Origin of the sequence: Rhizobium sp. N122 (assembly GCF_002211295.1) — a bacterium.
Classification (GTDB): domain Bacteria; phylum Pseudomonadota; class Alphaproteobacteria; order Rhizobiales; family Rhizobiaceae; genus Rhizobium.
In genome coordinates this window covers 75,206-99,242 of sequence record NZ_LOKU01000013.1, presented here as the reverse complement: position 1 = coordinate 99,242, position 24,037 = coordinate 75,206, and the positions used below count along the sequence as shown (strand labels likewise).

The 24,037-nt window shown below is 62.4% G+C and carries 19 protein-coding genes; 13 read left to right on the top strand and 6 right to left on the bottom strand.

Annotated features, from left to right (window positions below; translation table 11 throughout):
• Positions 1–19: 19 nt before the first annotated feature.
• From ATY75_RS12775 to ATY75_RS12745, 7 genes are all read left to right on the top strand, one after another.
• Complete coding sequence (locus tag ATY75_RS12775) at positions 20–601, top strand: dienelactone hydrolase family protein (RefSeq protein ID WP_088937841.1); 582 nt, start codon at positions 20–22, stop codon at positions 599–601.
• 85 nt (positions 602–686) lie between these two features.
• Positions 687–1,748, top strand: a complete 1,062-nt coding sequence (locus tag ATY75_RS12770) for an AraC family transcriptional regulator (protein ID WP_190241352.1) — start codon at positions 687–689, stop codon at positions 1,746–1,748.
• Between the two features lie 142 nt (positions 1,749–1,890).
• On the top strand, positions 1,891–2,649 hold the full coding sequence (locus ATY75_RS12765; RefSeq protein ID WP_088937840.1) for a DUF3800 domain-containing protein: 759 nt from the start codon (positions 1,891–1,893) through the stop codon (positions 2,647–2,649).
• A gap of 167 nt (positions 2,650–2,816) precedes the next feature.
• Entirely contained in the window at positions 2,817–4,016 is a 1,200-nt protein-coding gene (locus tag ATY75_RS12760; protein WP_088937839.1) for an efflux RND transporter periplasmic adaptor subunit, read from the top strand.
• A gap of 202 nt (positions 4,017–4,218) precedes the next feature.
• Positions 4,219–4,917: an ABC transporter ATP-binding protein gene (locus ATY75_RS12755; RefSeq protein ID WP_088937838.1), complete on the top strand. Its 699-nt coding sequence runs from the start codon at positions 4,219–4,221 to the stop codon at positions 4,915–4,917.
• Entirely contained in the window at positions 4,914–6,053 is a 1,140-nt protein-coding gene (locus tag ATY75_RS12750) for an FtsX-like permease family protein (RefSeq protein WP_088937837.1), read from the top strand. Before ATY75_RS12755 ends, ATY75_RS12750 begins: the two co-directional genes overlap by 4 nt.
• 4 nt (positions 6,054–6,057) lie before the next feature.
• Positions 6,058–7,296: an ABC transporter permease gene (locus tag ATY75_RS12745; RefSeq protein WP_088937836.1), complete on the top strand. Its 1,239-nt coding sequence runs from the start codon at positions 6,058–6,060 to the stop codon at positions 7,294–7,296.
• Positions 7,297–7,733: 437 nt separating this feature from the next.
• On the opposite strand, the gene ATY75_RS12740 is transcribed toward ATY75_RS12745, so the two are convergent.
• Both ATY75_RS12740 and ATY75_RS12735 read right to left on the bottom strand, forming a co-directional pair.
• The gene (locus ATY75_RS12740; protein WP_088937835.1) at positions 7,734–9,080 is read right to left on the bottom strand and encodes a GAF domain-containing protein; all 1,347 of its coding nucleotides are present in this window, start codon (positions 9,078–9,080) and stop codon (positions 7,734–7,736) included.
• Entirely contained in the window at positions 9,077–9,511 is a 435-nt protein-coding gene (locus tag ATY75_RS12735; protein ID WP_245317566.1) for a hypothetical protein, read from the bottom strand. Before ATY75_RS12735 ends, ATY75_RS12740 begins: the two co-directional genes overlap by 4 nt.
• A gap of 210 nt (positions 9,512–9,721) precedes the next feature.
• Between ATY75_RS12735 and ATY75_RS12730 the strand changes: the two genes are divergently transcribed.
• The 3 genes from ATY75_RS12730 (at position 9,722) to ATY75_RS12715 (ending at position 14,318) form a co-directional block, all read left to right on the top strand.
• Positions 9,722–10,429 carry a hypothetical protein gene (locus ATY75_RS12730; RefSeq protein WP_088937833.1) on the top strand — a complete coding sequence of 236 codons (708 nt, stop codon included), beginning with the start codon at positions 9,722–9,724 and terminating at the stop codon, positions 10,427–10,429.
• 576 nt (positions 10,430–11,005) lie between these two features.
• Positions 11,006–12,496 (top strand): right-handed parallel beta-helix repeat-containing protein, encoded by a 1,491-nt coding sequence (locus ATY75_RS12720; protein WP_088937831.1) that lies wholly within the window; start codon positions 11,006–11,008, stop codon positions 12,494–12,496.
• A gap of 331 nt (positions 12,497–12,827) precedes the next feature.
• Positions 12,828–14,318: a right-handed parallel beta-helix repeat-containing protein gene (locus ATY75_RS12715; RefSeq protein WP_088937830.1), complete on the top strand. Its 1,491-nt coding sequence runs from the start codon at positions 12,828–12,830 to the stop codon at positions 14,316–14,318.
• 20 nt (positions 14,319–14,338) lie between these two features.
• Here ATY75_RS12715 and ATY75_RS12710 read toward each other — a convergent pair whose 3' ends face one another.
• Both ATY75_RS12710 and ATY75_RS12705 read right to left on the bottom strand, forming a co-directional pair.
• Positions 14,339–14,620 carry a nodulation protein gene (locus tag ATY75_RS12710; RefSeq protein ID WP_088937829.1) on the bottom strand — a complete coding sequence of 94 codons (282 nt, stop codon included), beginning with the start codon at positions 14,618–14,620 and terminating at the stop codon, positions 14,339–14,341.
• Positions 14,621–14,734: 114 nt separating this feature from the next.
• Entirely contained in the window at positions 14,735–15,511 is a 777-nt protein-coding gene (locus ATY75_RS12705) for a protocatechuate 3,4-dioxygenase (RefSeq protein ID WP_088937828.1), read from the bottom strand.
• Positions 15,512–15,729: 218 nt separating this feature from the next.
• Between ATY75_RS12705 and ATY75_RS12700 the strand changes: the two genes are divergently transcribed.
• A complete protein-coding gene (locus ATY75_RS12700) occupies positions 15,730–17,310 on the top strand; it encodes a Na+/H+ antiporter (RefSeq protein ID WP_088937827.1) in 1,581 nt (526 codons plus the stop codon).
• Positions 17,311–17,491: 181 nt separating this feature from the next.
• On the opposite strand, the gene ATY75_RS12695 is transcribed toward ATY75_RS12700, so the two are convergent.
• The gene (locus ATY75_RS12695; protein WP_088937852.1) at positions 17,492–19,393 is read right to left on the bottom strand and encodes a potassium transporter Kup; all 1,902 of its coding nucleotides are present in this window, start codon (positions 19,391–19,393) and stop codon (positions 17,492–17,494) included.
• A 346-nt stretch (positions 19,394–19,739) separates the two neighbouring features.
• Here ATY75_RS12695 and ATY75_RS12690 point away from each other — a divergent pair, with 346 nt between their 5' ends.
• Positions 19,740–20,915, top strand: coding sequence for an MFS transporter (locus tag ATY75_RS12690; RefSeq protein WP_088937826.1), 1,176 nt, complete (start codon positions 19,740–19,742; stop codon positions 20,913–20,915).
• A gap of 508 nt (positions 20,916–21,423) precedes the next feature.
• Positions 21,424–21,846, top strand: a complete 423-nt coding sequence (locus ATY75_RS12685; RefSeq protein ID WP_064839139.1) for a TIGR02594 family protein — start codon at positions 21,424–21,426, stop codon at positions 21,844–21,846.
• Positions 21,847–22,187: 341 nt separating this feature from the next.
• Here the strand turns inward: ATY75_RS12685 and ATY75_RS12680 are convergent, their stop codons facing one another.
• On the bottom strand, positions 22,188–23,603 hold the full coding sequence (locus tag ATY75_RS12680) for an aspartate aminotransferase family protein (protein ID WP_088937825.1): 1,416 nt from the start codon (positions 23,601–23,603) through the stop codon (positions 22,188–22,190).
• Positions 23,604–24,037: the final 434 nt, after the last annotated feature.

The following is a 24,037-nucleotide window of genomic DNA, read 5'->3' as shown; positions in this document are numbered from 1 at the left end:
TATCTCCACCGGAGCGATGATGGCCGAGATCTTGCTGTTCCACCACGCACTAGGGCTGACGCCTGGAGTGCGCGCCTTCGCCGACGAGATCAGCGCAGCCGGCCACATCGTGCACACGCCTGATCTGTTCGACGGGCGCATATTCCCAAGCATCGAAGACGGGCTCGCCCATATCGGCGAGATCGGTTTCGACGCCGTCAGGGAGCGCGGCGTTCGGATCGCCGACGAACTGCCTGGCGAACTGGTCTATGCCGGCTTCTCATTCGGCGTGCTGCCGGCGCAGAAGCTGGCGCAGACACGGCGCGGCGCCCGCGGGGCTCTGCTTTTCTATTCCTGCCTGCCGATCAGCGGCGAATGGGCCTTCGGACCCTGGCCGGACGGCGTCGCCGTCCAGATCCACGGCATGGACAACGACCCGATTTTCGCAGGCGAGGGTGATATCGACGCCGCCCGCGAGATCGTGGCGAAGGTCGAGGATGCGGAGCTTTTCCTCTATCCCGGCGATCAGCACTACTTCGCCGACAGTTCGCTGCCGTCCTATGACGCGGAGGCGACCGCGCTGCTGACTGCCCGGGTGCTTGCGTTTCTGGATCGCGTCTGATCTGGTGGCCGCCGACCCCGAAAAATCCCCACCTAAAACGCGTCCTAAAACATGATGGAGGTCGCGCCGGGTGACGATCTCGGCAATGATGGCTGTCTATCCGCCAATCCGATCCTGTCAGGTTATGCTGTTCATTCCGCTTCCTTTCGTCATTGCTGTTCTGCTGCTTATCCTTTTCGTCGCCGTCCTTAGGCGCGACGACGAGGAGGCGCCGAACCGCCCGTTTCTGGCGCTCATCCTGCTTGCCGCGCTGCAATCCGTGCTCTCCGGCCTGCGTTGGGGATATGGAGTACAGGGCGTCGGCTTGGTCGCGCCGGTGATCGCGGCGATGGTGCCGCCGCTTGCCCATGCCGGGGTTTCCCGGCTGGTGAGGACAAGCCGGCGGCCGCTGCCGGCGCGGATGGCCCTGCATGCCGTGCCCGCCGCTGTTATCTTGGCGCTGATGACCGTCTGGCGGGATGCAATCGATATCGCGCTGGTGCTTATTTTCGTCGGTTATGCCGTGGCCATCCTGCTTCTGATGCGCCCGGGCGCCGACGCGCTGCGGCTGGCGCCTTTCGAAGGGGCGGTGCCAGCCTATAGGGCGATCATCTTCACGGCGGTAGCGCTCTGCCTGTCGGCCTCGGTCGATATTTTCGTTTTCTTCGACTTCACCTGGGCGCATGGCGAGCATGCCGTGACGGTGATCAGCGTCAGCAACCTCGCCGCCCTCGTCATCCTCGGCATCGCGGCGGCCGCCGCCAGCCGAAGCCGGGCGCCGGCCGAGGCGGCGGAGGTAGCACCCCGGCCAGAGACGAGTGAGGACAAGACGAGTGAGGACAAGGAGACGATCGCTGCGGTCGATGCGCTGATGGAAGCAAAGAAGCTCTATCGCGACGCCAATCTCAATCTCGACCGGCTGGCCCGCAAGACTGGCATTCCCGCCCGCCAGATCTCGGCGGCGATCAACCGGGCGATGGACAAAAACGTCTCGCAATATGTCAATGATTACAGGATCGGCGAAGCCTGCCGGCTGCTTGCCGGCACCGAAAAACCGGTGACCGAGGTAATGTTCGAGATCGGCTTCCAGACCAAATCCAATTTCAACCGCGAGTTCCGCCGGGTGACGGATATGACGCCGGTTGCCTGGCGGCAGAAGAAGGGGTGAGGGCGCGGGCCACGCGCAAAAAATAGCCGATGATGCAGCGAGGCGTTATGCTGCTGGAAACTTACGGATTGTTGGGCGACGTCTTCGATTGAGCGTGGTCGCAAGCGCGCCGCCGATTAGCTTTTAGGTGAAAGAGGGTCCTATGGTCTTGAAGATGTACGTTGATGATAGCGGTCTTTTTCACGAGCCCGTCTCATGCCTTGGTGGGTGGATCGCTGATGCAGAAACATGGAGGCGTTTTAATGAAGATTGGAAGAAGGAACTGCAAATCGAACCTCGACTTGACTATTTCAAACTTCGTGAGGCGAAGGCGGGACGAGGCCAATTCAGCAGGATCTCAATAGAAGAAAAGGATCAGCGGATTGAGCGCTTCATGCAAATTATTGCTGATCATAGACTGATCTACGGAACAATACTGATTTCACCGAAAGTCTTTCGAGACAGGTACCTGCAAGCGGGTCAGCAGCCGCCATCGATCTATCTAGCCTTGCTTTATATGCTAGTTACCGAAACGCTCTCTTATACGGCCAGCAAAGGAAAAATTGATCCTATCGAATTTGTGTTCGATGAGCAGGGCGGTCAAATGCGTCAGATCTTAGAGGCTTGGACCGAATTCCGTTCTTGCTGTCCCCCCGAGGTTTCGAATCGCATTCCGGAATCTCCTGTATTCGTGACTGATCAAGAAGCTCTGCCACTGCAAGCTGCCGATGCTCTCGTTTGGTATCAGAGGAGAAGTGCAATTCGTTCTTTAAACGGTGAGACCGTCGAAGAATCACCATTTCCTTGGGCCGGAACCGATCAAGACCCTTCCGGTTTCATCTCAGCAGCCCTCAGCGTCGACCACGGCGGAGCAACAGCAATCGTATTCGACGACGGCCCGAAAGCGTTCTTTAGAACGTAATCGCAACCCTTAATCGCTTTCAAGCAGGCACAAACTACAAAGCAGGGCTTATTCGGCTGCTGTCGGCGCCTTAAACAGAGAGCCATTGCACGTCCTCGATCGCGATCGAGCACCGCCTGAAACATGTTCGAGGTCGCGGTTTTGGCCCCGACGGCCATGTTGCCGGCATGAACACGACATCAGAACATGACCGAGACCTTGCCGCCAAGCTCAGATCGCTTTCGATCGAACCCGCGGCCTTCGAGACCGAACCGCCGAAGCCTGATGCCCGGCGGCGTATGATCCTTGGTGCAATACTCCTCCTTGTGGCGACGGCATCGCTGGCCGCGGTTCTCTTCAACGGCGCCGAGACGCTGAAGCGCGTCGAGACTGCACTTGCGGGGTTTTCAGGCAGCGATCGTGCGATATCCGCCGATGCGGTGGAAGCGCGGGCCAGCGACGATGCCGCTGTTGAGGGACTGCGGACCTTGGCCGAGAATGGAGCGAAGAGCACGGCTGCACCCACCCGTGAGGTCACCGGCTCCGGCTATGTCGTGGCGCCCGACACCGCCACCGTCTTTTCCAAATATGAGGGCCGGATCGTCGCGGTCGATGTGGAGGCGGGCGACAGTGTCGTCGCCGGGCAGGTGCTGGTGCGGCTTGATGACGCCGGTGCGCGCTTTTCGCTTCGGGGCGCGGAGATATCCGAGCGGGCAGCGGCGTTGGCGCTTGCTGCAAGGACTATCGAACTTGCGCAGGCGCGCTCGTCGTTTGCGCGCACCGAGCGGCTCGCCGGGCGTGATGCCATGTCGGCGCAGGCGCTGGAGGAGGCGAAAACCGCTGTCGACAAGGCCGAGAATGCCACCCTGCAGGCGCGCCAGGATGTCGAAAAGGCGGCGCTCGATGTCGCTAGAGCGCGCGAGCAGGTGGAGGCGCTGACCGTGCGTGCGCCGATCTCCGGCACTGTCACGCGGCTCGACGCCCATATCGGCGACACGGTGCTGTCGCGCCAGGACAGCGTGCGGGAGGATGAAAGCCTGCTCGCCATTACCGACACGGCGAGCCTGGTTATCGATGCCGATGTGGCCGAGGCCAATATCGCGCTGATGCGGCCGGGCCTCTGGGGCGAGGCGGTGCTGGACGGCTTTCCCGGCCAACCCGTTGCGATCGAGGTGTCGAAGATCGCGCCGGTCATTTCGCGGGAGAAAGGGACGGTGACGCTGCGCCTGTCGCTGACCTCGCCACCGCCTGGCATGCGGCCTGCCATGGCGGCGCGCATCCGGCTGGTGGTGGGGGAGGAGGCGGGTATGGGTGCGTCTGCCGCGGGTGATCATCACCCGCCCTCGTCCTTCGAGGCTCCGGCCTTCGGCCTGCACACCTCAGGATAAGGGCTGGTTGTTGTGCCGTGTGGCCAGAAAGCTGATCGGGTGCCGTGCGGCAGGCGGGCTGATCGGTGCCGTGCGGATCGGCTTCTTGTGCCGCAGATCGCAGCCTCTCTCCGACCTCATCCTGAGGTGCCTCGCAGGGGCCTCGAAGGACGAGGCCGGCCGCCGGTTACCGGCCATAAACGAACCACCAAGGAGCAAAGCAATGACCGACACTCAAGACCCCTATATCGCGCTAGCCGGCGTCAGGAAGGCGTTCCGGATCGGGGCGGAGACCATACCGATCTTCTCGGGGCTCGACCTTGCCATTCCACGCGGCGATTTCGTCGCGGTCATGGGGCCGTCGGGTTCGGGGAAATCGACGCTGCTGAATATGCTGGGCGGCATCGACAGCGCCGACACTGGCGAGATCCGGATCGGTCGCAGCCATCTCGAGCAGATGGGCGAGGGGGCGAGGGCGGCCTGGCGGGCGCACAGCCTGGGCATCGTCTTCCAGTTCTACAATCTGCTGCCGATGCTGAATGCGGCTGAAAATATCGAGCTGCCGCTGCTCTTGAAGCCGCTGACGCGCAGGGAGCGACAGGCGCGTGTCGATACGGTGATGGGTCTGGTCGGGCTTGCCGGGCGGCAGCGGCAGTTTCCGTCCAGCATGTCGGGTGGGCAGCAGCAGCGCGTCGGCATTGCGCGGGCCATCGTCGCCGATCCCGATCTCATTCTCTGCGACGAGCCGACCGGCGATCTCGACCGGAAATCGGCCAATGATATTCTGGAGATACTGAACTTTCTCAATCGCGAGCTTCAGAAGACCATCATCATGGTCACGCACGATCCCGAGGCCGCCGCCTTTGCCCGGCGCACGCTGCATCTCAACAAGGGCGAATTCACCGAGAGGGAAGGCCGATGAGTTTTTTCCAGCTGATGCGGCGCAATGCCTGGCGCAAGCGGCTGCGGGCGATCCTGCTGATGTTTTCGGTCGGCATCGCCTTCCTGATCTACGGACTGACGGCGAGTTTCGTCGGCGGCAGCCAGGGGGCGGCCGGCGCCAGCGACAATCTGCTCGGCGTGTTCAACAAATCCGGCCGGGGGCTGCCGCTGCCGATTGCTTATCTCAACCGCATCGCGGCGGAAGGCGATGTCGCCGCCGTCGCCTATACCACGCGGATGCGGGGTTTCGTCGAGGTCGAGAAGAATGTCGTGGCCGTCAGCGCGGTTGATCCGCGGGCGATTGCCGCCGCCAATGGCGCCGAACTCGGGCTGGCGCCCGAGCTGATCGCGGCGCTGGAAGGCGGCGGCGACCGGGTGCTGGTCGGCAGGGCATTGGCCGAGGCGCAGGGCTGGTCGATCGGCCAGCGCATCGGCCTCACCAGCCAGATCATGAAGGCCGACGGCAGCCGGAATTGGAACTTCACCATCGCGGGCATCTTCGAGGGTGCCGATGCCGGCACGGACACCTATTTCATGCTCGCCCGCTACGATGCGCTCAATGCCGCTCGTGCGCGCGACAAGGACACGGTCGACGCCTTCGTGGTGCGTCCGCGCCCGGGCGTGTCGCCAGGCATACTGGCGGCGCGGATCGACGCTCTGTTTGCCAATTCGGCGGCGCAGACGCGGACGCAATCGGAAAAGCAGTTCCTCGAGGCGTTCCTCCGGCAATTCGCCGATGTCGGCCTCATCGTCAGCCTCGTCGTCGGTGCGGCCTTCGTCACCATCCTGATGATCGCTGTGAACACCATGCTGTTTGCCGTGCGCGAGCGTCGTTTCGAGATCGGCGTCATGAAGGTGCTCGGCTTTTCCCGTGGGCGAATCGTGGCGCTGATCCTCGGCGAGACGCTGTTCATCTTCGCCGTCGGCGGCGCGGGCGGGCTCGTCCTCGCCAAGCTTGCGGCACTCCTGATCGGGCCGGCCTTCGGCCTCGTCTTCGGCGCGGCGGTGCTGCTGAAATCCGCAGCCATCATCGCCGGGCTCGGCCTGCTGACGGGGTTGTTGCCCGCTTACAGCGCCATGCGGCTGCCCATCGTCAATGCTTTCAGAACGAGATAGTCCAATGTCCTCAGCGCTCAAGCAGATCTTTCTCATGATCAGAGTCAATCTCGGCAGCCTGCCCAGGCGGCTTGCGATCTCGCTGTCGATGGTGCTGTCGGTGGCGCTCGTCGTGGCGGTGCTCGCCGGATTTCTGGCAATGGCGCGCGGCTTCGAGGCAGCGCTTGCCGGGACGGGCTCCCCTGATGTCGCCGTCATCCTCGGCGGCGGCACCAACCAGGAGACCGGCTCGGACGTGCCTGCCGAAGCAATCCGCAGCCTTGCGGCGGCGAGTGGCGACACCGGGATTGCCCACACCCCCGGGATCGCCAGCGCCGGTCCGGGCGATGGGGCGGGCGGTCTGGCGATGTCGCGCGAGGTCGTCGTTCCCGTCGATGTCAGGGCCGCCGACGGCGTCGAGCAGACGCTGTCGCTGCGGGGCATGGACCCGGCCGGACCTGCGATGCGCCAGCGCGCCCGGCTTTCAGAGGGGCGACTGTTTGCGCCGGGTGGGCGTGAGATCGTCGTCGGCGCCCGCCTCGCGGATGCCTTCCCGGGCTTTGCTGTCGGCGACACGGTACGGCTCGGCGCGGTCGACTGGCGGGTCGCCGGTCATTTCACATCAGGCGGCAGTGCCTTCGAATCCGAGATCTGGGCTGATCTCGAAGCCGTGCAATCGGCCTTCGACCGGCAGGGGCAGGTGCAGAGCCTGCGAGTGCGGCTTGCCGGCGACGATTCGCAAAGGGCGCTGGCGACGCTGCGGGAACGGCTGTCCACGCTGCCGGGTCCGCCGCTTGCCGCCGTCTCCGAGGCCGGTCTCTATGCCGGCCAGGCCGAGCACACGGAAAGCCTGATCCGCCTGTTCGGCTGGCCGATCGCGCTTCTGATGGCGGTAGGCGCGACCGCGGGGGCCCTGAACACGATGATGAGCTCGGTTTCCGATCGCGCCATCGAGATCGCCACGCTGCGCCTCCTCGGCTTTGCCCGCCTGCCGGCCTTCGCCGCCACCTGGGTGGAGGCGGTGCTGCTCTCGGCTCTCGGAGCGGCAATCGGCGCCATCGCCTCGCGGCTCGCCTTTGACGGCTGGCAGGCGAGCACGATGGGCGCCAACAACACCAAGATGGCGTTTCAGCTTGTGGTGACGCCGGATGTGCTTTTGACGGCGGGTTTGCTCGGGCTGGCGGTCGGGGTGATCGGCGGTACCCTGCCGGCGCTGGCGGCCGCGCGGCTGCCGCTCCGCGCGGCGTTGCGGGCGAGAGGGTAGGCTTGCTCCTCACCAGTTGTCACTCAATGGCAGATATCACATCATCGATTAGGTCGCTGGTGGGTGGTGGCATTGGGCCGGAGTTCGACCTGTGTCACGCCAAGGCGACAAGGTCTCCTTCGGCAGGCTTAGCCCTACTGCATGACCTTGCTTGGGGCACCGAGGCCACCCCAACCTCTCTCATCCCTGTGCTTGTCACAGGGATCCAGCCTGCCCAACTCCTTGGGCAGGAAGGGCTCTTTTCCGGCGGCATATGGTGAGCCATTCACCGCGCAGACGCGCGGTGGCTGGATTTCCTGTGACAAGCACAGGAATGACGGAGAATGGTGGACTGCGCCGCTTCTTCAGCACCTGCACAGCACTACAGCTAGTCAAGCCTCCACAAAACCAGCGCCTCTGCACACCGAGCCGACCAAGACCGAAAACCCGCTACCCCTTCACTCCTCCACCACCTCAATCTCCGGCCGCCCGGCGAGCGTCAGCCGCAGGCGGCCGCGGTCGGCGCGTTCGAGTGTGATCGGGCCTGCCTTCTCCTCAAGCCGCCGGCGCAGGAGGATCAGCCGGGTTTCCAAATTGTCCTTGAAGTCGGGCAGTTGCAGGCGACGGTCGCGGCGGATCTCGCGGTTCAGAAAATCCCGCTTGCCGGTGCACGTATAGTCTTGGAGAAAATGCAGGAGCAGCCGCCCGGGCACGCCGCGGATCAGATAGTCGTCGTCGACGAACAGGGAGCCGTCGCGCGGATAGAAACGAACGGCGATGCGCCGGCCGGCGGGCGCGCTGGCGGCCTCGTCGGCCGGGGCCTCGGCCTTTTCCCGCCCGTTCGTATCCGCCCGCTCGCGTTGCTCGGACAGGAAGGAGAGCGCGGTGGCGAGATGGGCGGCGATCACGATCAGGGCCTCCTCGTCGCGATGGCGGAAGGTGAAGCGCTCGGTCGCTTCCGAAAACAGCACGCCGACGAGCCTTCCCCGCGCGACAAGCGGCAGCGCGATCTGGCTGAGCGGCTTTTCGAGCGCCGGAAGCGGGATCGGTGTCGCATCCTCGACGCCCGCCATGGCCTGCACGGCCTGGAGATAGCGCAGGCCTCGGCTGAGATCCGTGATCCGCACGTTGCGCCGCCGCTCGGCCGCAAGTCCGATAATGCCGCGCCCGGCCGGAACCTCGGCGCCGAAGCCGAACTGGTCGTAGCCCCGGCTGCCGATTGTCGTCAGCCCGCCACGTTCGCCGTCCGGCACCAGCACCATGGAATTGTGGTAGCCGAAGAGCTCGCCCAGGCCCTCGAGCGTGGTGTCGAGCAGCGTTTCCGGATCGCTGCAATCCGACATCCGTGCCGTCAGCCGCGCCACCTTGCCCATCAGGTCGGGCAGAAAGAGCGGCTCCGGCTCGACCAGCGGATTGGCCGCCGGCACGGCCCGGCAGTCCTCCACCCGGTAGATGTCGACGGCGCGCAGCTTCATGATCCCGCTCATGCGGCTTTCCAGAATCTCCAGGTGGATCGCCATCCGCTCGAATGTCTCGCCCTCCGTCTCGGAGCGCTCGAACGCCAGGTCGAGCACGTGCTGCTGGCCGCTATAGCCATCGACCACCATCACGGTCGCGAGCCCGTTGCGCGCCACGTTGGCAGCGGTCTTGGAGAAGAACTGGTCGGAGAGCGCCACATGCCCCTCATCGACGTAATGCACGTGCGAGAGATAGGAAATATTGGGCATTCCGTCGGCATCGGCGGTAGCGATGATGGAGGGAATGATGCCCTCGAAGCTGTCCCGCAGCGTTTCCAGCGGAATCATGCGGCCGCTTCCGGCATCAGCCTGCGTCCGGCGCCGGGCCCCGGCGTCTGTTCGAAGATTTCCTGCGGCTCGATCGTCAGGCAGACGAGGTCCTGGTCCGAGAGCGTGCTGGAGAGCTGCATGCGGGTGACCCCGAGCGCGAGCATTCGCGCCAGCTGTTCTGCGACATAGGCTTCGCCTTGTGCCCGGTGGGCCTCGTCCGCCGGCCTTGTCGTGAGGATCCGGCCCTTGATCTGGCAGGCCTTGTAGTCGGCGGGCCGCACATAGGTCATGGCAATCGGCCGGCCGACCTGCGCCTCGCTGACGGCATCAGGCCATTGGCAGCGGGAGGCGAGAAAGTGCAGATGCCCGCTCTGCCGGTCGACGCGCACGCCGGAGCCGCGGCCGATCATCGGCCGGCCGGCCTCGTCGCGCGTCGCGAACAGTATCATGACGGGACTTTCTATGAATTCTGCGAGTTCCGGCCCCAGCATGCTTTTCCCCACCCCAAGTCAGGCGATGATAGTGAGTTAGGATATTCTTAGCAATCGTTCCAAGTGCTTAGGATGGTTTTAGGAAGCGCCTCGCGAAGGCCTCGGTTATCTCACGGTCATCAGCCCGGCGCACAAAAAGAGGCGCCTGATAACGAGAGGATAACCATCATGAGCCATGAATTCTCGCTTACCAGCATTCCCGATCTCAACGGCCGCTACGACATTTACGGTGCGATCCACAAGGGCCTGCGCAAGGCCGGCTGCGACCTGCTCGGACGCCTCGGCACGACCGATTTCCAGAATGTCGAGGAGACGGTCTTCCTGATCGGCGACTTGCGCCATTACCTGATGCTGGCCGCCTCCCATGTCATGCACGAGGACGACAACATCCACACGGCGCTTGCCGAGAAGGGCGTTTCGACCGTCACGCTCGACGAGCAGCACGACGACCACCGCACCGCGTTCCGCGAGCTGGAAGAGCTTGTGGTCGCCTGGGAAAAAGCCTGGCCGCTGCACAAGGCAGCCTGCGGCCGCAAGCTTTATCTCGCCTTTGCCGCTTATATCGCCGACGACTTCGCGCATATGCACGAGGAGGAGGCGGTGACCGGCCCGCTGCTGTGGCGCAACTTCGACGATCAGGAAATCTTCGGCATCGAGATGCGCATCATCGGCTCGCTGCCGCCGGAGAAGAGCATGGCCTTCATGCGCATCATGATCCCGGCGATCAATCCGACGGAGCGGGCCGCACTGCTCGGCGCCATGAAGAAGGATGCGCCGCCGGAAATCTTCCAGGCAGTCATCGACTTCGCCGTCCGCCCGGGGCTTTCGGCCGGCGACTTCGCCAAGCTTGCCGACGCTCTGAAGCTGGCGGCCTGAGAAGACGGCCGCGGGCGGAGGACCGAGGCTCCGCCCGCGGCGTCCGGTGAATATCAGGAGAAGACCCATGTGCGAGCCAAACGGCGAGGCCGGCATTCCGGCCAAGTGTCCGCGCCGCGGCGACTGTCGCGGCTGCCCCCATTTTGCTTTCGATGATGGCGCGCGCGAGGATCGCCGCACAGCGCCTGGTCCACGGATCCGGGCCGGGCGCCAGTCCGCCGAACCGATGGCGAAATTCGCCGAAGCGCTCGGTGGGGCGGGCCTTTCTAAATGAAGCGCGGCCAAGGGCGAATCATCTGCGGCGCGTTCGAAGGGGAGGGAAGTACGATAGCGTACAACCGCGATTTATTCGCCCTCGGGTCGCCAGTTTATGAGGCTGGGTTGCAGCTTTCTCGCGAATGATCGGAGCTCGCGCCATTGCCTGGGAATAAGATTCGCGAACTTCGCCGCTGCCCCATTGACAACATCTTCTCGCCTTTTTGCCATGGACGTTTGCCCGCGCCGCGTTTCCGATCAGCCGATTCCGGCCGGTCGGGCGGCGACATAGCGATCCGATGAACAGGGCAACATGGCGATATGACAATCTACTATGTGAACTCAGCGACTGGCTCCGACCGCAACAGCGGAACGGGCCAGAACTCGGCTTTTTCGACTTTGTCCAAAGTGGAATCCTTGACGTTGAAGCCGGGCGACAGCGTGCTGCTCGCTAAGGGCAGCGTCTTCAACGAGCAATTCGATATCAAATATTCCGGCACCGAGAGCGCGCCGATCAAGATCGGCAGTTACGGGACGGGGGCCGCCCCCGTCATCCATAGCGGCGGCGACGGCATTCACAGCCTTTATGCCTCGAACATCGTCATCGAGAACCTGAAGATATCGAACACCGGCGGTGCGGCCATCTATGGCGGCGATGTCACCAACTGGACGGTCCGCAATGTCGAGATCGCCAAGAGCGGAATGTCCGAAAACGCGGGCGCCGTCACCTTCAGGAGCAGCAAGAACGTCACGGTCGAAGACAGCAAGATTTCCGATGTCAAAGGCGACGGCTTCTGGATCGAAAAAGTCGCTGGCGTCAAACTTCTCAACAATACCGTCACCAGCGCCAACGGCTCGACGGCCGATGCCGTGCAGATCAACGACAGCAGCAGTATTCTGATCAAGGGCAATCATCTCGACCAGACCGATGCCAGCAGCCCGAAGGGCGTAATTGCGCTGGTGCGGGCCACCAATGCCGTGGTCGAGGACAATGTGCTGACCGGCGGCGGTTTCGGCATCAGCGCGCCCGGAGGCAAGAACGTCGCCATCCGCGACAACGACATATCGGGGTATCACGGTTACAGCTGGTCCTTCGCCGTCGGCCTCGGCGATCAGGGCAGTGCGCGGGATTACGACATCTCGGGCAATCATATCCACGACGGCGCCTGGGGCGTGGCCGTCAGCGGCGCCACCGGCTCCAGCTATAGTCTCACTGGCATCAAGGTCCACGACAATGTCTTCGACGACCTCACCCAGGCGGCGCTGAAGGTCGACAGGCCGGCATCCGGCTCCTTCTACAACAACACCATCGAGACCGGCGTCAAGGCCACCAGCATAGCGCCCGCCATCGTCGACGCGCACACATTTTCCGTCAGTAACAACCACACGGTCGCAAATGTCGAGACGGCGCTTGCAAGCACCGAGACCAAGGCTGCCGCTACGACGGAGGCGGCTGCCGACCCGGCGGTCGTCGCCGTCCATGACAATCTGAAGATCTTCACCGATACGGGCGAGGCCCATCGCGGCAATCTCCTGGAAAACGACAGCTCGGACAACGACACCCTGGTGCTTCGCCGCTTCGGCGACGAAGCCGTCGGCAAACACGGCCTGACGCTGACCGGGGACTACGGTTCCATGCACGTGGACCGCGAGGGCAACTATGCCTACACCCTCGACGAAACGAAGCTGCCCGACGACCATAGCGGGCATGTGAGCGAGTCTTTCAAGTACGGCATCGACGATGGAACCTCGCATCACAGCGACGCGGATACGCTGACCGTCTTCATCCATATGGACGGCTTGTTGAGCTAGGATAGGGATGGCTTCTCTCCGCCCTCATCCCGAAGCGTCCCGTAAGGGGCGTTGAAGGGGGAGGGCGGCCATTCCCTTACGTTACTTACAAAACGGTCGTTACCGTTTCATTCACCTTTCAGTCGTTATTTTATAGACTATTTTTCCTTAAGTTGTATTGTCGAGGATGCAGCCACCGCCAGGCTTCTCGGGAGCATTGCAGGCCACGGCCTGCCTACCGCCGTCGTGACAATCGAAGATTGTCCTATGGCCTTTCGCCCCGACCGCATCCCGATCCACTCATTGCAGCTGATCCCCACACAGCTGCGCGACAATGCGAGTATATGGCGATATGACAGTCTATTATGTGAACTCAGCGACAGGCGCCAACAACAATAGCGGCACGAGCGAGGATGCGCCTTTTGCATCCTTCTGGGCGGTGGAAAATTTGAAGCTGCAGCCCGGCGATAGCGTGCTGCTCGCCGCGGGAAGCGTTTATAACGACCAGCTCGACCTGAAATATTCCGGCACCGCCAGTGCCCCGATCACCATCGGCAGCTACGGGATCGGCGATGCGCCGGTCATCCATAGCCCCGGTGACGGCATTCATAGCCTTTATGCGTCGAACATCGTCATCGAGAACATCAAGATCTCGGATACCGGCGGTGCAGCCATTTATGGCGGCTATGTCTCGAACTGGACGGTGCGCAATGTCGAGGTCGATCACACCGGCTTGGCCGGCAAGTCCGGTTCCGTCACCTTCCGAACAGGCTCGAATATCACCATCGAAAACAGCACGATCAACGACGTGAACGGCGACGGCGTGTGGATCGAGAAGATCAATGGCGTCACTCTTCTCAACAACACCGTTACCAATGCCCACGGCACCACTGCAGATGCCGTGCAGATGAACGACAGCAGCAACATCCTGATCAGCGGCAATTATCTCGACCAGACGGGCGCCATTAGCCCGAAGGGCGTGCTGGCGCTCGTCCGGCCTGTGAATGCCGTGATCGAGGACAACACACTGGTTGGCGGCGGCTTCGGGGTGGCAGCTCAGGCGGGCACGAATATCGCCATCCACGACAACGACATATCGGGATATGGCGGCTACAGCTGGTCCTACGCCGTCGGCCTCGGCGACCAGGGCGACACCAGGGACTATGATATCTCAGGCAATTACATCCATGACGGCGTATGGGGTGTGGTGGTCAGTTCCGCCGGCACCACCAGTTACGTTCGTGAAGATATCGATGTCCACAACAACGTTTTCGACGACCTGTCGCAGGCGGCGCTGAAGGTCGACAGGCCCGCATCCGGAGCGTTCCACGACAATGTCATCGCCAGCGATGTCACGCCCTACAGCATATCGCCGGCCATTATCGCCGCGAACACCTTTCCCGTCAGCAACAACACGACACTCGAAGAGGCTGACGCCCTGTTTGTCAGCCTTGATAGTCACGTTGCCGGCGATACAACGCATGTGGGCGTGGCCCCGATAATTGTCGCGGCCCATGACAGCTTGAAAATCTCAGCCGACACGGATGGCGCCCATCATGGCAATCTCTTGGAAAACGACAGTTCGGCCAATGGGATCCTGCTGCTTCGCCGCTTCGAGGGCGAAGTCGTCGGCAAGAACGGTCTGACGCTGACCGGCCAATACGGCAGCATTCATGTCGACGATCATGGCGAGTATAGCTACACGCTCGATGCGGCGAAGCTTGCCGGAGTTAGTGGAGACGTGAGCGAGACGTTCCACTATAAGATCTCCGATGGGGCTGCGCATCATTTCGATACGGATACGCTGAGCATCTCCATCGATGTGGATGGCGTGCTGATCTGACAGGAGTAGCGTCGGCAAACTCATCGGCCGCTGAGCAGGATCCGGGTGACGTCGATTTCGATTTCCGCGCAGATGATCTCGTATTCGGTGACGATCGCCGGGTCGGCCGACAGATCCTTGCGCATGCGATCAAGAACCGCGCAGGCCTCGCCATAGGCTCCGCAGAGTTCGTAGAGATGGGGTTGGCGCGTCGCGGTGGCTCTGATCGTTGCCCGCGTTGCGGGCAGCCTCATCATCAGCCGGGCCAACCCCTGTTCGGCGATTTGCCGGGGGATGTGCGCTACGCCCTCTTTCCTGACCATGCCGTAAACCCTCGCTGCCTGTATTCCGCTGTCGAGAGTTAGTACGCAGGAACGCTGCATCTGGTTTCATGCCGGATGCAGGATTAATGCATGTCGCCCGGAAGCGCGTTCCGCTCAAGCAGAAAGGCCGATCGTGATGGTGGCGGAAAGTACGCCGCCGTCGAGCTTCTCGAAGTCGAATATGTGATCGGCGGCGTCTTCCGGGATGATGCCGTCCGCTTCATTGCGGGTATCGCGGGGAGGGCGTCCGAGATAGTCCGGATGCTCGCCATAGATGATGTCGCTCAGCGTATCGTCGAAATAGATCTGGCTGACGAGAAGCTCCTTGCCTTCGACCAGGATGCGGCAGTGAACATGCGGCGTGCGGCCTTTGTACCATCCGGGATAGGCCGTCAGGAAGCTTGCCTGCCCCTCCGCATCCGTCAGCTGGCGCCCGCGAAAGGCGAGGCTGCCGACTGCCTCGGCGTCACCGAGCGTACACATCTCGGCTGCCTCGCGGCCGGAATAGATGCCGCGATGATCGGTATGCCAGATTTCGATATCGGCGCTCTCGACCGGCCGGCAATCGGAGGCATGGACGATGCGGACGGCCAGCCGCAACGGCAGTCCGGCCTTCCCTTCCGAGACATCCTGACGGGCAGGAATATTGTTGACATGGCATGGGCCAAGGGTCTGGGCTGATGTCACGGTGCAATTCGGACGGCTGCGGAAGAGCGGCGCGGGCAGCTTTTCCAATGCGACCGATTTTCTGCCGCCGCTCAGGAAATCCGTTCCCTTCCAATCGAATGTCCTGGCGGCAACCGTGCTATGCCGCCTTGGCCAGATCGCCACCGCAGCCACGGTCGAAGCGACGATGGTCGCACCTCCAAGCACCAGGGTTCGCCTTCGCATGGGTCTTCCTTTCTCGAAGGCACTGCGTGTAAGGAGGATGCGCAGCAAACTTCAATTAAATCCAGGCAATGATTGAAGGCAGAGAGAGCCAAAGTCTCCAACTCCCCATTTACGGTCATGCAGCCTTTACAGCGCGTCATGTCTTTTCAGATGCGTAAGGTCGCTGTAATTCTTTTCGGCAGCCATCCGACATTCGTTGCTGAGCCGGGGCAGGGCGCATGGAACCAACTCACTTATTCGAGCTCGTTATCGCGATGTTTCTCGCGATCATCGCCTTGCAATATGCCGCCCATAGGCTCGGACTGCCACCGTCCGTCGCGTTGCTGACCGGTGGTGCCTTGCTGGCGTTCGTGCCGGGGCTGCCGGCGATATCGGTCGATCCCGAGCTGGTGCTGGTTATCTTCCTGCCGCCGCTGTTGATGGACGGCGCCTGGTCGATCGCGCTGTCGCGGCTGCGGCGGCATATGATCGGCATCGCTTCGCTCGCCGTCGGCGCGGTATTCTTCACCTGCGTCGTCGTGGCCCTTGTCGCCCACCTTATCTTTCCGTCACTTCCCTGGGGCGCCTGCGCGGCGCTGGGCGCGATCGTTGCGCCGCCGGATGCGGTTTCGGCGCGCGCCGTGCTGGAGCGCGTACGACTGCCAAGGCGGTTGCAGATTCTGCTGGAAGGCGAGAGCCTGCTCAACGATGCGAGCGGCCTGGTGCTCTTCCGTTTTGCCGTTGCGGCCGCCGCAACGGGCGCCTTCAGCGCGGGGGAGGCGGTCGGCAGTTTCTTCGTGCTGGCGCTCGGCGGCGGCGTCGTCGGCATCGCGGTCGGATTGGCCTGGGTCAAACTCATCCGCCATCTCGGCGACGATTATCTCATCATTGCGGCCACCGTGCTGCTCGGCTGGATTTCCTATCTGTTGGGCGAACTGCTGCATGTCTCCGGTGTCATCGCCACCGTCAGCACGGGCCTGATCGCTTCCTGGCATCAGCACACGGTCTTTTCAGCGGCGACGCGCATGCGCGGCACATCGTTCTGGACGGTGATGATCTTCCTGATGGAAGCGGCGGTCTTCACATTGATCGGGCTGTCGCTGCGGGATGTGGTCGAACGCGGCGGCGGTTTGACCACCGTGATCGCGACCATGGGGCTGCCGATGCTGGCAATCCTCATGACGCTGGTGGTCGCGCGTTTTGCCTGGATCTTCGCCTCCGATCTCATCATCCGCGTCTGCGCGGCTCTGGGGTTGATACGGACCCGGCCGCTCGGAGCCGGCGGTGCGACCGTCCTGAGCTGGGCAGGCGTGCGCGGCGTGGTCACGCTCGCCCTGGCGCTCAGCCTGCCGGAGGGGTTCCCGGGCCGTGACTTCATCCTCGCCACGTCCTTTGCGGTCATTCTTGGAACCGTGCTTGTGCAGGGCACGACATTGGGGCGGGTGATTGCCTGGGCGCGGCTGGCGCCGGAGACGGAAAGAGCGCGTCTCACCATGAGCCAGGCCGAGGCCGCCATGGCACAGGTGCAGTTCGGGATCGTGCAAAACCTGGCCTATGACGCAGAAGGAAAGCTCATCCACCCGCAATTGCTGGAGCGCTATCAGCGCAGGGCGACGGCGATCGTCGACTATGCCGAGAGAACCGAGCACTACGTGCCGTTGCTGCACGCTCACTTCGACGTCGTTCTCGAAGCGGTCGCGACCGGGCGCCGGGAACTCATTCGTCTCCACCGGGCCGGCGACATCGATGACGAAACGTTGGACGAGCTGGAACGCGATCTCGATCTCGAGGAGTTGAGCGCGATCTCGGCCAAGGCCTGACGTTCAGTGTCTCACGCCGCGGCGCTGGCGACGCGTGCCTGTCCGGCCACCGCAATTTTCCGTCTTCGGCATCCCGTTCTAAAGCGCGTCGCGTGTAACTTGATTCATGCGACGCGCTTTAGCTGTTGTTTTTATCCATGTCGTTATCCGGGAACCGCTGCACACTTCCCGGCGACATGCATTAAATCGCAATCTGTTCGCCGAGTTCGACGACGCGGTTTGACGGCAGGTTGAAGTAATCGGAAGGATCGATCGCCAAGCCTTCCAATGCCATGAATATGCGCTCCTGCCAGCCGGGCAGGCCGGTGTTCGGCGTCCTCACGAGGTTCCGGCGGCCGAGATAGAAGGAGGTCTTCATGATCTCGAACTTGAAGCCTCCCTCCCGGCAGAGCGCCAGCGCCCTGGTGACATCAGGGTCGTCCATGAATCCGAAGGTGAGGTCAAGGCGCACGAAGCGCGGCGAGAGCTGGCTGATCTTGATGCGCCTGTTATCGGGGACATAGGGTTCGTCTTCGGTCCAGACGGTCAGGATGACGTTCTGTTCGTGGAGCACGTGGTTGTGCTTGAGATTGTGGAGCAGAACGTTCGGCGTCCGGTCCGGGACGCTGGTCAGGAAGACTGCCGTTCCCGGAACGGTGACCGGCGAATGGTCTGACTTTCGCTCGATCGATCTGATGAAGGAATCGAGCGGGATCTCATTGTTGGCGCGCAGTCTCTTCAGATAAGCCTGCCCGCGGGTCCATGTCCACATCAGGATCATGATCGCCAGCGCAAGGGCGACCGGAACCCAGCCGCCATCGTGGATCTTCAGGAGGTTGGCCGCCAGGAACAGGACTTCGATGAGGAAGAGCGGCAGCAGCAGGACGGCGGCGAGCACGAGGGAATAGCCCCAGACGGCCCGGAGGAACTGGAACACCAGCATGGTCGAGATGACCATGGTTCCGGTCACCGAGATGCCATAGGCCGTCGCCAGCGACTCTGAGTCGCCGAAGGAAAAGATCAGCATCAAGACTCCGACCAGGAGGAGAAGATTGACGCTCGGCACGTAGATCTGGCCGGTGTTGGTCTCCGACGTGAACTTGATCCGCAGCCGCGGCAGGAAGCCGAGGTGAACCGCCGAGCGAGCCAGCGAGAATGCACCTGTTATGACAGCCTGGCTGGCGATGATCGTTGCCATCGTCGCCAGCAGAACCACCGGCAGCAAGGCCCAATCGGGATACATCAGAAAGAATGGATTGGCAGCCGTTTCGGGATGGGCGAGAACGAGCGCGCCTTGTCCGAGATAGTTGAGGAGCAATGCCGGAAAGACGAGCACGAACCAGGCCGTCTGGATCGGGCGGCGCCCGAAATGCCCAAGATCGGCATAGAGCGCTTCGCAGCCGGTGACAGTCAAAAAGACGGCGCCGAGCACGATGAGGCCGACGGTGCCGGCGTGGGTGAGGAACAGGAAGGCATTGACCGGATTGAGCGCCTCCAGAATCCTCCAGTCGTCACCGATATGGATCAGACCGCCCGCCGCCATGGCCAGAAACCACAATACCGTGATCGGCCCGAAAAACATCGAGACGGCAGCCGTTCCCCGCGACTGGACACCAAACAGTACGATCATGATCGCCGCCGAGGCAAGCGGGACATAGTCCGCAAAGGCGGGGGTGACGAGCTTCAGACCTTCGAGCGCCGACATGACCGACAGGGCCGGCGTGATCATCGCATCGCCGATGAAGAGAGCCGCTCCGATCAGACCGGCGAAGAAGAGCACGGGGACGTTTCGCCCCATCTTTTTCATCAGGAGGGCGAGAAGCGAAAGCGTGCCGCCTTCGCCGTCATTGTCCGCCCTCAGAAGGAAGAGCACGTATTTGAAGGTCACGATGATCGTCAGCGTCCAGACCATCAGCGAAATGAGACCGATGACCTCGGCCTCGTGCACGCCGTCGGCGGCAAAGGGCCTCAGCGCCTCACGAAGGGCATAGAGCGGGCTGGTGCCGATATCGCCATAGACGACGCCGATCGCGCCGACGACCAATCCGGCAAAGCCCTTTCGGCCGGTACCTTCACCCATCTTGTCTGCATGTGTTGACGTCATGGTTCCCCGCTCATGCCACCTGGCCTTGAACACAAACATATGCCGCATTGCAGAACGGCAAGTAAATTGATGTGGATGCGAATTTTTTGTGAGGGGTGGAGGCGGGATAAGGAGGGCAGTATCCCCGCGTGGGATCACAGAGCGGGTGCACCGGCGACTGCTTCTGGTGAGCCGTCAACGCTTATGAACCGGCCGGCGGCGCCCACATGCTGACAGGAACTGTCAGCAACGGTGGGAGATAACCGGGAGCCGGCGATTTTGGGCCCAGTCGCCATTTCGTCAGAATGTCCGGCTATGCCGCCCGGATGCCTGGGCTTCAATCCCACCAATCGGAGCAAGTCCTGAGATGAAGCCGCATCATCGCATTTTCTTCATTCAATTTGCCGTGGCCCTTTCCGTCGGTGCCTTTCTTTCGCGGCTGCCCGATCTTCAACGCAAATTCAACCTCGCTGAAGGAGAGCTCGGCCTTTTGCTCGCCGTCTTGTCCTTAGGGGTTCTCTGCGGGCTGACCTTCTCGGTGAGATTGATCGAGAGGCTCGGTGCGCGCAGAACCGCCTTCGTCACTGTCTTCGGCGCCTCGCTGTTCTTGGCGCTGATCCCCTGGATGCCTTCCGCTTCGCTGGCGGTGCCGTTGTTCTTCATTGCCGGTATTTTCACCGGGGCATTCGAGATCAACGCCAATATCGAAACCGATCGCCATGAGGCGCTGCTCGGATACCGCATCATGAGCCGCGCTCATGGCATGTGGAGCCTCGGCTTCTGCCTCACCGCCCTTGTTGCCGCCGTCATGCGGCAGGCTGCGGTCTCCATCGAACTGCATATCATCATCACCCTCATGATTGTCTTGATTGCCGGGTCGATTGTCTTCTCCGGGATCGAGAATGCCCCCAAGCGGCGCGACGCTCACCCCGGACATGCTCCGCTTGTCGCCTTTCCTACCCTCGGGCTGCTGCCCCTTTGCCTCGTCGGCGCAGCTCCGCTTCTGGCCGAAGGCGCAAGCGTCGATTGGTCGGCGATCTATATGCGGGACGTTTTTGCGGTCGAACCATTCGTCGGCGGGCTCGGCGTGACCATCTTCTCCCTGCTGATCGCCATCGGACGGCTCGGCATGGATCCTGTCGTCGACCGCTTCAATCCGCGCCCGGTGGCAATAACTCTTCTTGGCATCACGGCCATCGGTATGGTGATGGTTGCGACGGCGACGCACCCTTTTGTCGCGCTCGCCGGCTTCGGCCTGACGGGGATCGGCTGCTCCTCGGTCTATCCGCTTGCCATCTCGGCTGCGGCCCGACGCACGGATCGACCCGCGCCGGTCAGCGTTGCAGCACTCGGGCAGACGACGTTTCTCGTGTTTTTCGCCGGGCCGCCACTGCTCGGATTCGTTGCCGAACACGTCGGCATCCGTTTTTCCTACTGGGCGGTCGTCCCCGTTCTCGCCGCGGCGCTTCTGGTTACCAGGGCGCTTGCCGCCGATCCTGCTCCAACTGCAGGTCAGCCCGAGCCGGTACAACCACACGGTTGACTCGCCGCGCCGGCCGTCTGCCGTTCGGCATCGTCCATCTCCGCAACCGTTGGGATGGTGGACCATCGGCTTTGGCCGTTGAATAGGCGCTGGCGTAATGTATTTCTCATCTAAAACAAGTATTACTACGGCTATCGTAAATATAGCTCGTATAGGTGATGGCCGGGCTCGCTCGCTGCTGTCAACTTTTTGGTGAATGAACTTGTTGCTCAATCACTTGCGGGTGCGGTCCGTCCCACCCAGAAGGAACCTGGATATGATGACGAAGCTCTAGCCTGTCTGGCCGACAAAACATGGGGTTTGGAGGGTTTGCGGTGGCCGTATCCGGCCGCGAACCAGGCCTGCCAGCAGCGGTTTCGCGCCTTGCTTCGGACCAATTTTCGCCGCCAAAATGCCAGTATTAGTTGCTTCTAAATCACGCCATAATTGGCCTCTACGTTGCCGCGCCTGTTTTATTCTTCGCCACATTTCGGAATTTTCAGCGTTATACAAACAATGGTGGGTAACTATGAAGGTTATTCTCGTCATCGTCCTCACGGTGCTTGCCGTGCCCTGTGAGGCGGACATGCTGGGCACGGCATCGAAGTACAAGAGCATGCACGAACGCTCCATCTCCTTCCTCAGCATCAATCCCCGCAAGGTATCGTGGTGCGGGGCCTTCCTGGCCTTTGTCGCCAAGCGATCTTCGCGACAGCCGCCGCCCAACCCCAACATGGCGGTGTCCTGGAGGAAGTTCGGCAAGCCGGTGTTCTTCGGCGCCGCCAGGCGAGGGGATGTCGTGGTGATCCGCACCGGCAGGCGCTTTCACGTCAGCCTTTTCGATCACATCGACCAACGCCGGCAATATGTCTACCTGTTCGGCGGCAATCAATCCAACCGGGTGCAACTCTCCAGGTATCGCGCCAGCTCAGTCGTGGCGGTGCGGCGATGATGCCGGCTTGTCAGGCCGATTGAGCGCGGGTGGCCGGTGGCCGGCCCGTGCTTCGAGGCCCCTGCGGGGCACCTCAGGATGAGGGCGGAGAGAGGGTGCGGCTTGCCTCGCCAGCAGACATAACGGCACGGCCTCTGCTCAGCCTTTCGCAACGCGGCACTACGATCAGCCCTCATCCTGATGTGCGCAGGCCGAAGGCCGGAGCCTCGAAGGACGGGGGCGGGTGGCTGGGCAGTTACAGCCTCATCCATTGCCGAGGAGCGGGGAGAGAAGGCGGTCCCGCGGCTTGCCAGCGGCCAAATTCTAGAGGGCTATGGATTGGCAACGGACGCAACGGCGGGTTAGCGCGGACGGGAATTGCCGCCGACGCTCCTGAATGCGGCAATGATGCTCTCCACCGCCAGTTCCGCCTGATCCGATGTCGTCTGGAAATTGGTGACGGAGAGGCGCAGCACGTCGCGGCCGTGCCATTTGGCGCCGCCAGCGAAGATCAGGCCGTCCGCCTGGATCCTTTCGATCGTCTTTCGGGTGAGGGCATCGCCTTCTTCATCCGGGCGGCCGGCTCCGAAGCGGATGACGAGCTGGTTCAGTGTGACCTCGTTCAGAATGGCGATGCCGGGTTCGCGGGCGAGCAGGTCGGCTGCCAGCCGCGCCGAGGCGCAGCACTGGTCGATGAGGGCGGCCACACCGTCGCGGCCGAGATGTTTCAACATCGCCCAGGTGGCGAAGCCGCGCGCCCTCCTTGATAGCTCCGGCACGTAATGGGAAGGATCGCGTTCACCTTCGCCGGCGAGCGGCAGATAGCTTGCGGCGATCGTCATGGCGCGGCGATGAGCGATTTCGTTGCGGACGATCGCATAGCCGCAATCATAGGGCGTCTGCAGCCATTTGTGACCGTCGGTCGCCCAGCTGTCGGCGGCTTCGATGCCGCGGCTGAGATGGCTGGTCTTCACCGACGCCTGCGCCCAGAGGCCGAAGGCGCCGTCGATATGCACCCAGGCGCGCTTCGCCTTCAACAGCGGAATAATGGCGGCGAAATTGTCGAATGCGCCGGTATTGATCTGTCCCGCCTGGAGAATGGCGATGGCCGGACCGGATACCCTCTCGAGCGCGTCCGCCAGCGCGGCCGGGTCTATCCGTCCCACCGGATCGGTGCGCACGCGCAGCACGCGATCATGGCCGAGGCCCAGGAATTGCAGCGCGGAGAACACCGTCGTGTGGGCGTCGTCACCGATCAGCACGGTGATCTCGGGCGCCCCGAACAGGCCGTTGGCATCGGCATCCCAGCCGGCTTGGCGCAGCACCTCGCCGCGCGCGGCGGCAAGACAGGTGAAATTCGCGACCGTCGCGCCCGTGACGAAGCCGACCGAGCATTCGGCCGGCAGCTTCAGAAGATCCAGAAGCCATCTCGCAGCGACAGTCTCGACGGCGGCTGCGGCCGGGGCAGCGGTATGGTTTCCGGCATTCTGGCCCCAGGCGCTGGTGAGAAAATCTGCTGCGACGCCGACGGGATGGGAGCCGCCGATGACCCAGCCGAAGAAGCGTGGGCCGGTGGTTGCGTGCAGCCCAGGTTCGGCGTCATTTGCCAACTGCCTGATAACGTCAAGCATGTCAGAGCCGGCCGCCGGCAGTTGCTCGTCAAAGGAGGCAAGCGAGGTTGCGTAGTTGTGAGCGGGCGTATGGCGGGAAGGCGCTGCCTGCCGAAACCCCGCCGCAAGCCGGGCGGCTTCCTGAAACAGAGATGAAATTGCCGACATGCGGATCCCCCTGCCGCCGACCGTTCGCCCTGGACGCCCCTCGATGCAAGCTGTCGGTGCAGGCAGTCTAGCCGATATTGCCGACGCTGTCTTGGCGGGAAAACATCAGATCTATCCTAGGCACCGCTGACCCTTGCGGCACTAGGTACCGCGCCGGTATCCACCATGACCGCCTTGGGGAGGGCGGCATGGATGTGAAATTGGGTGGGCTCCAGCGGCGCATTGACGGTTTCCGGTCGGAAGCCTGCAACAGCCATCGTCGACGCGCATCTCGCCTTTACCGGGATGGCCAAGATAAATCGAGCGGTACGGGAGATATTTCCTGAAACTCGCCAATAACTACATTATATGGCGCCGTTGAATTCTGAATTTTATTGGTCTTGTCTAAAATCTATTGCCTTCTCTCTAAGTATCGTTCAATGATGCGGAAATAT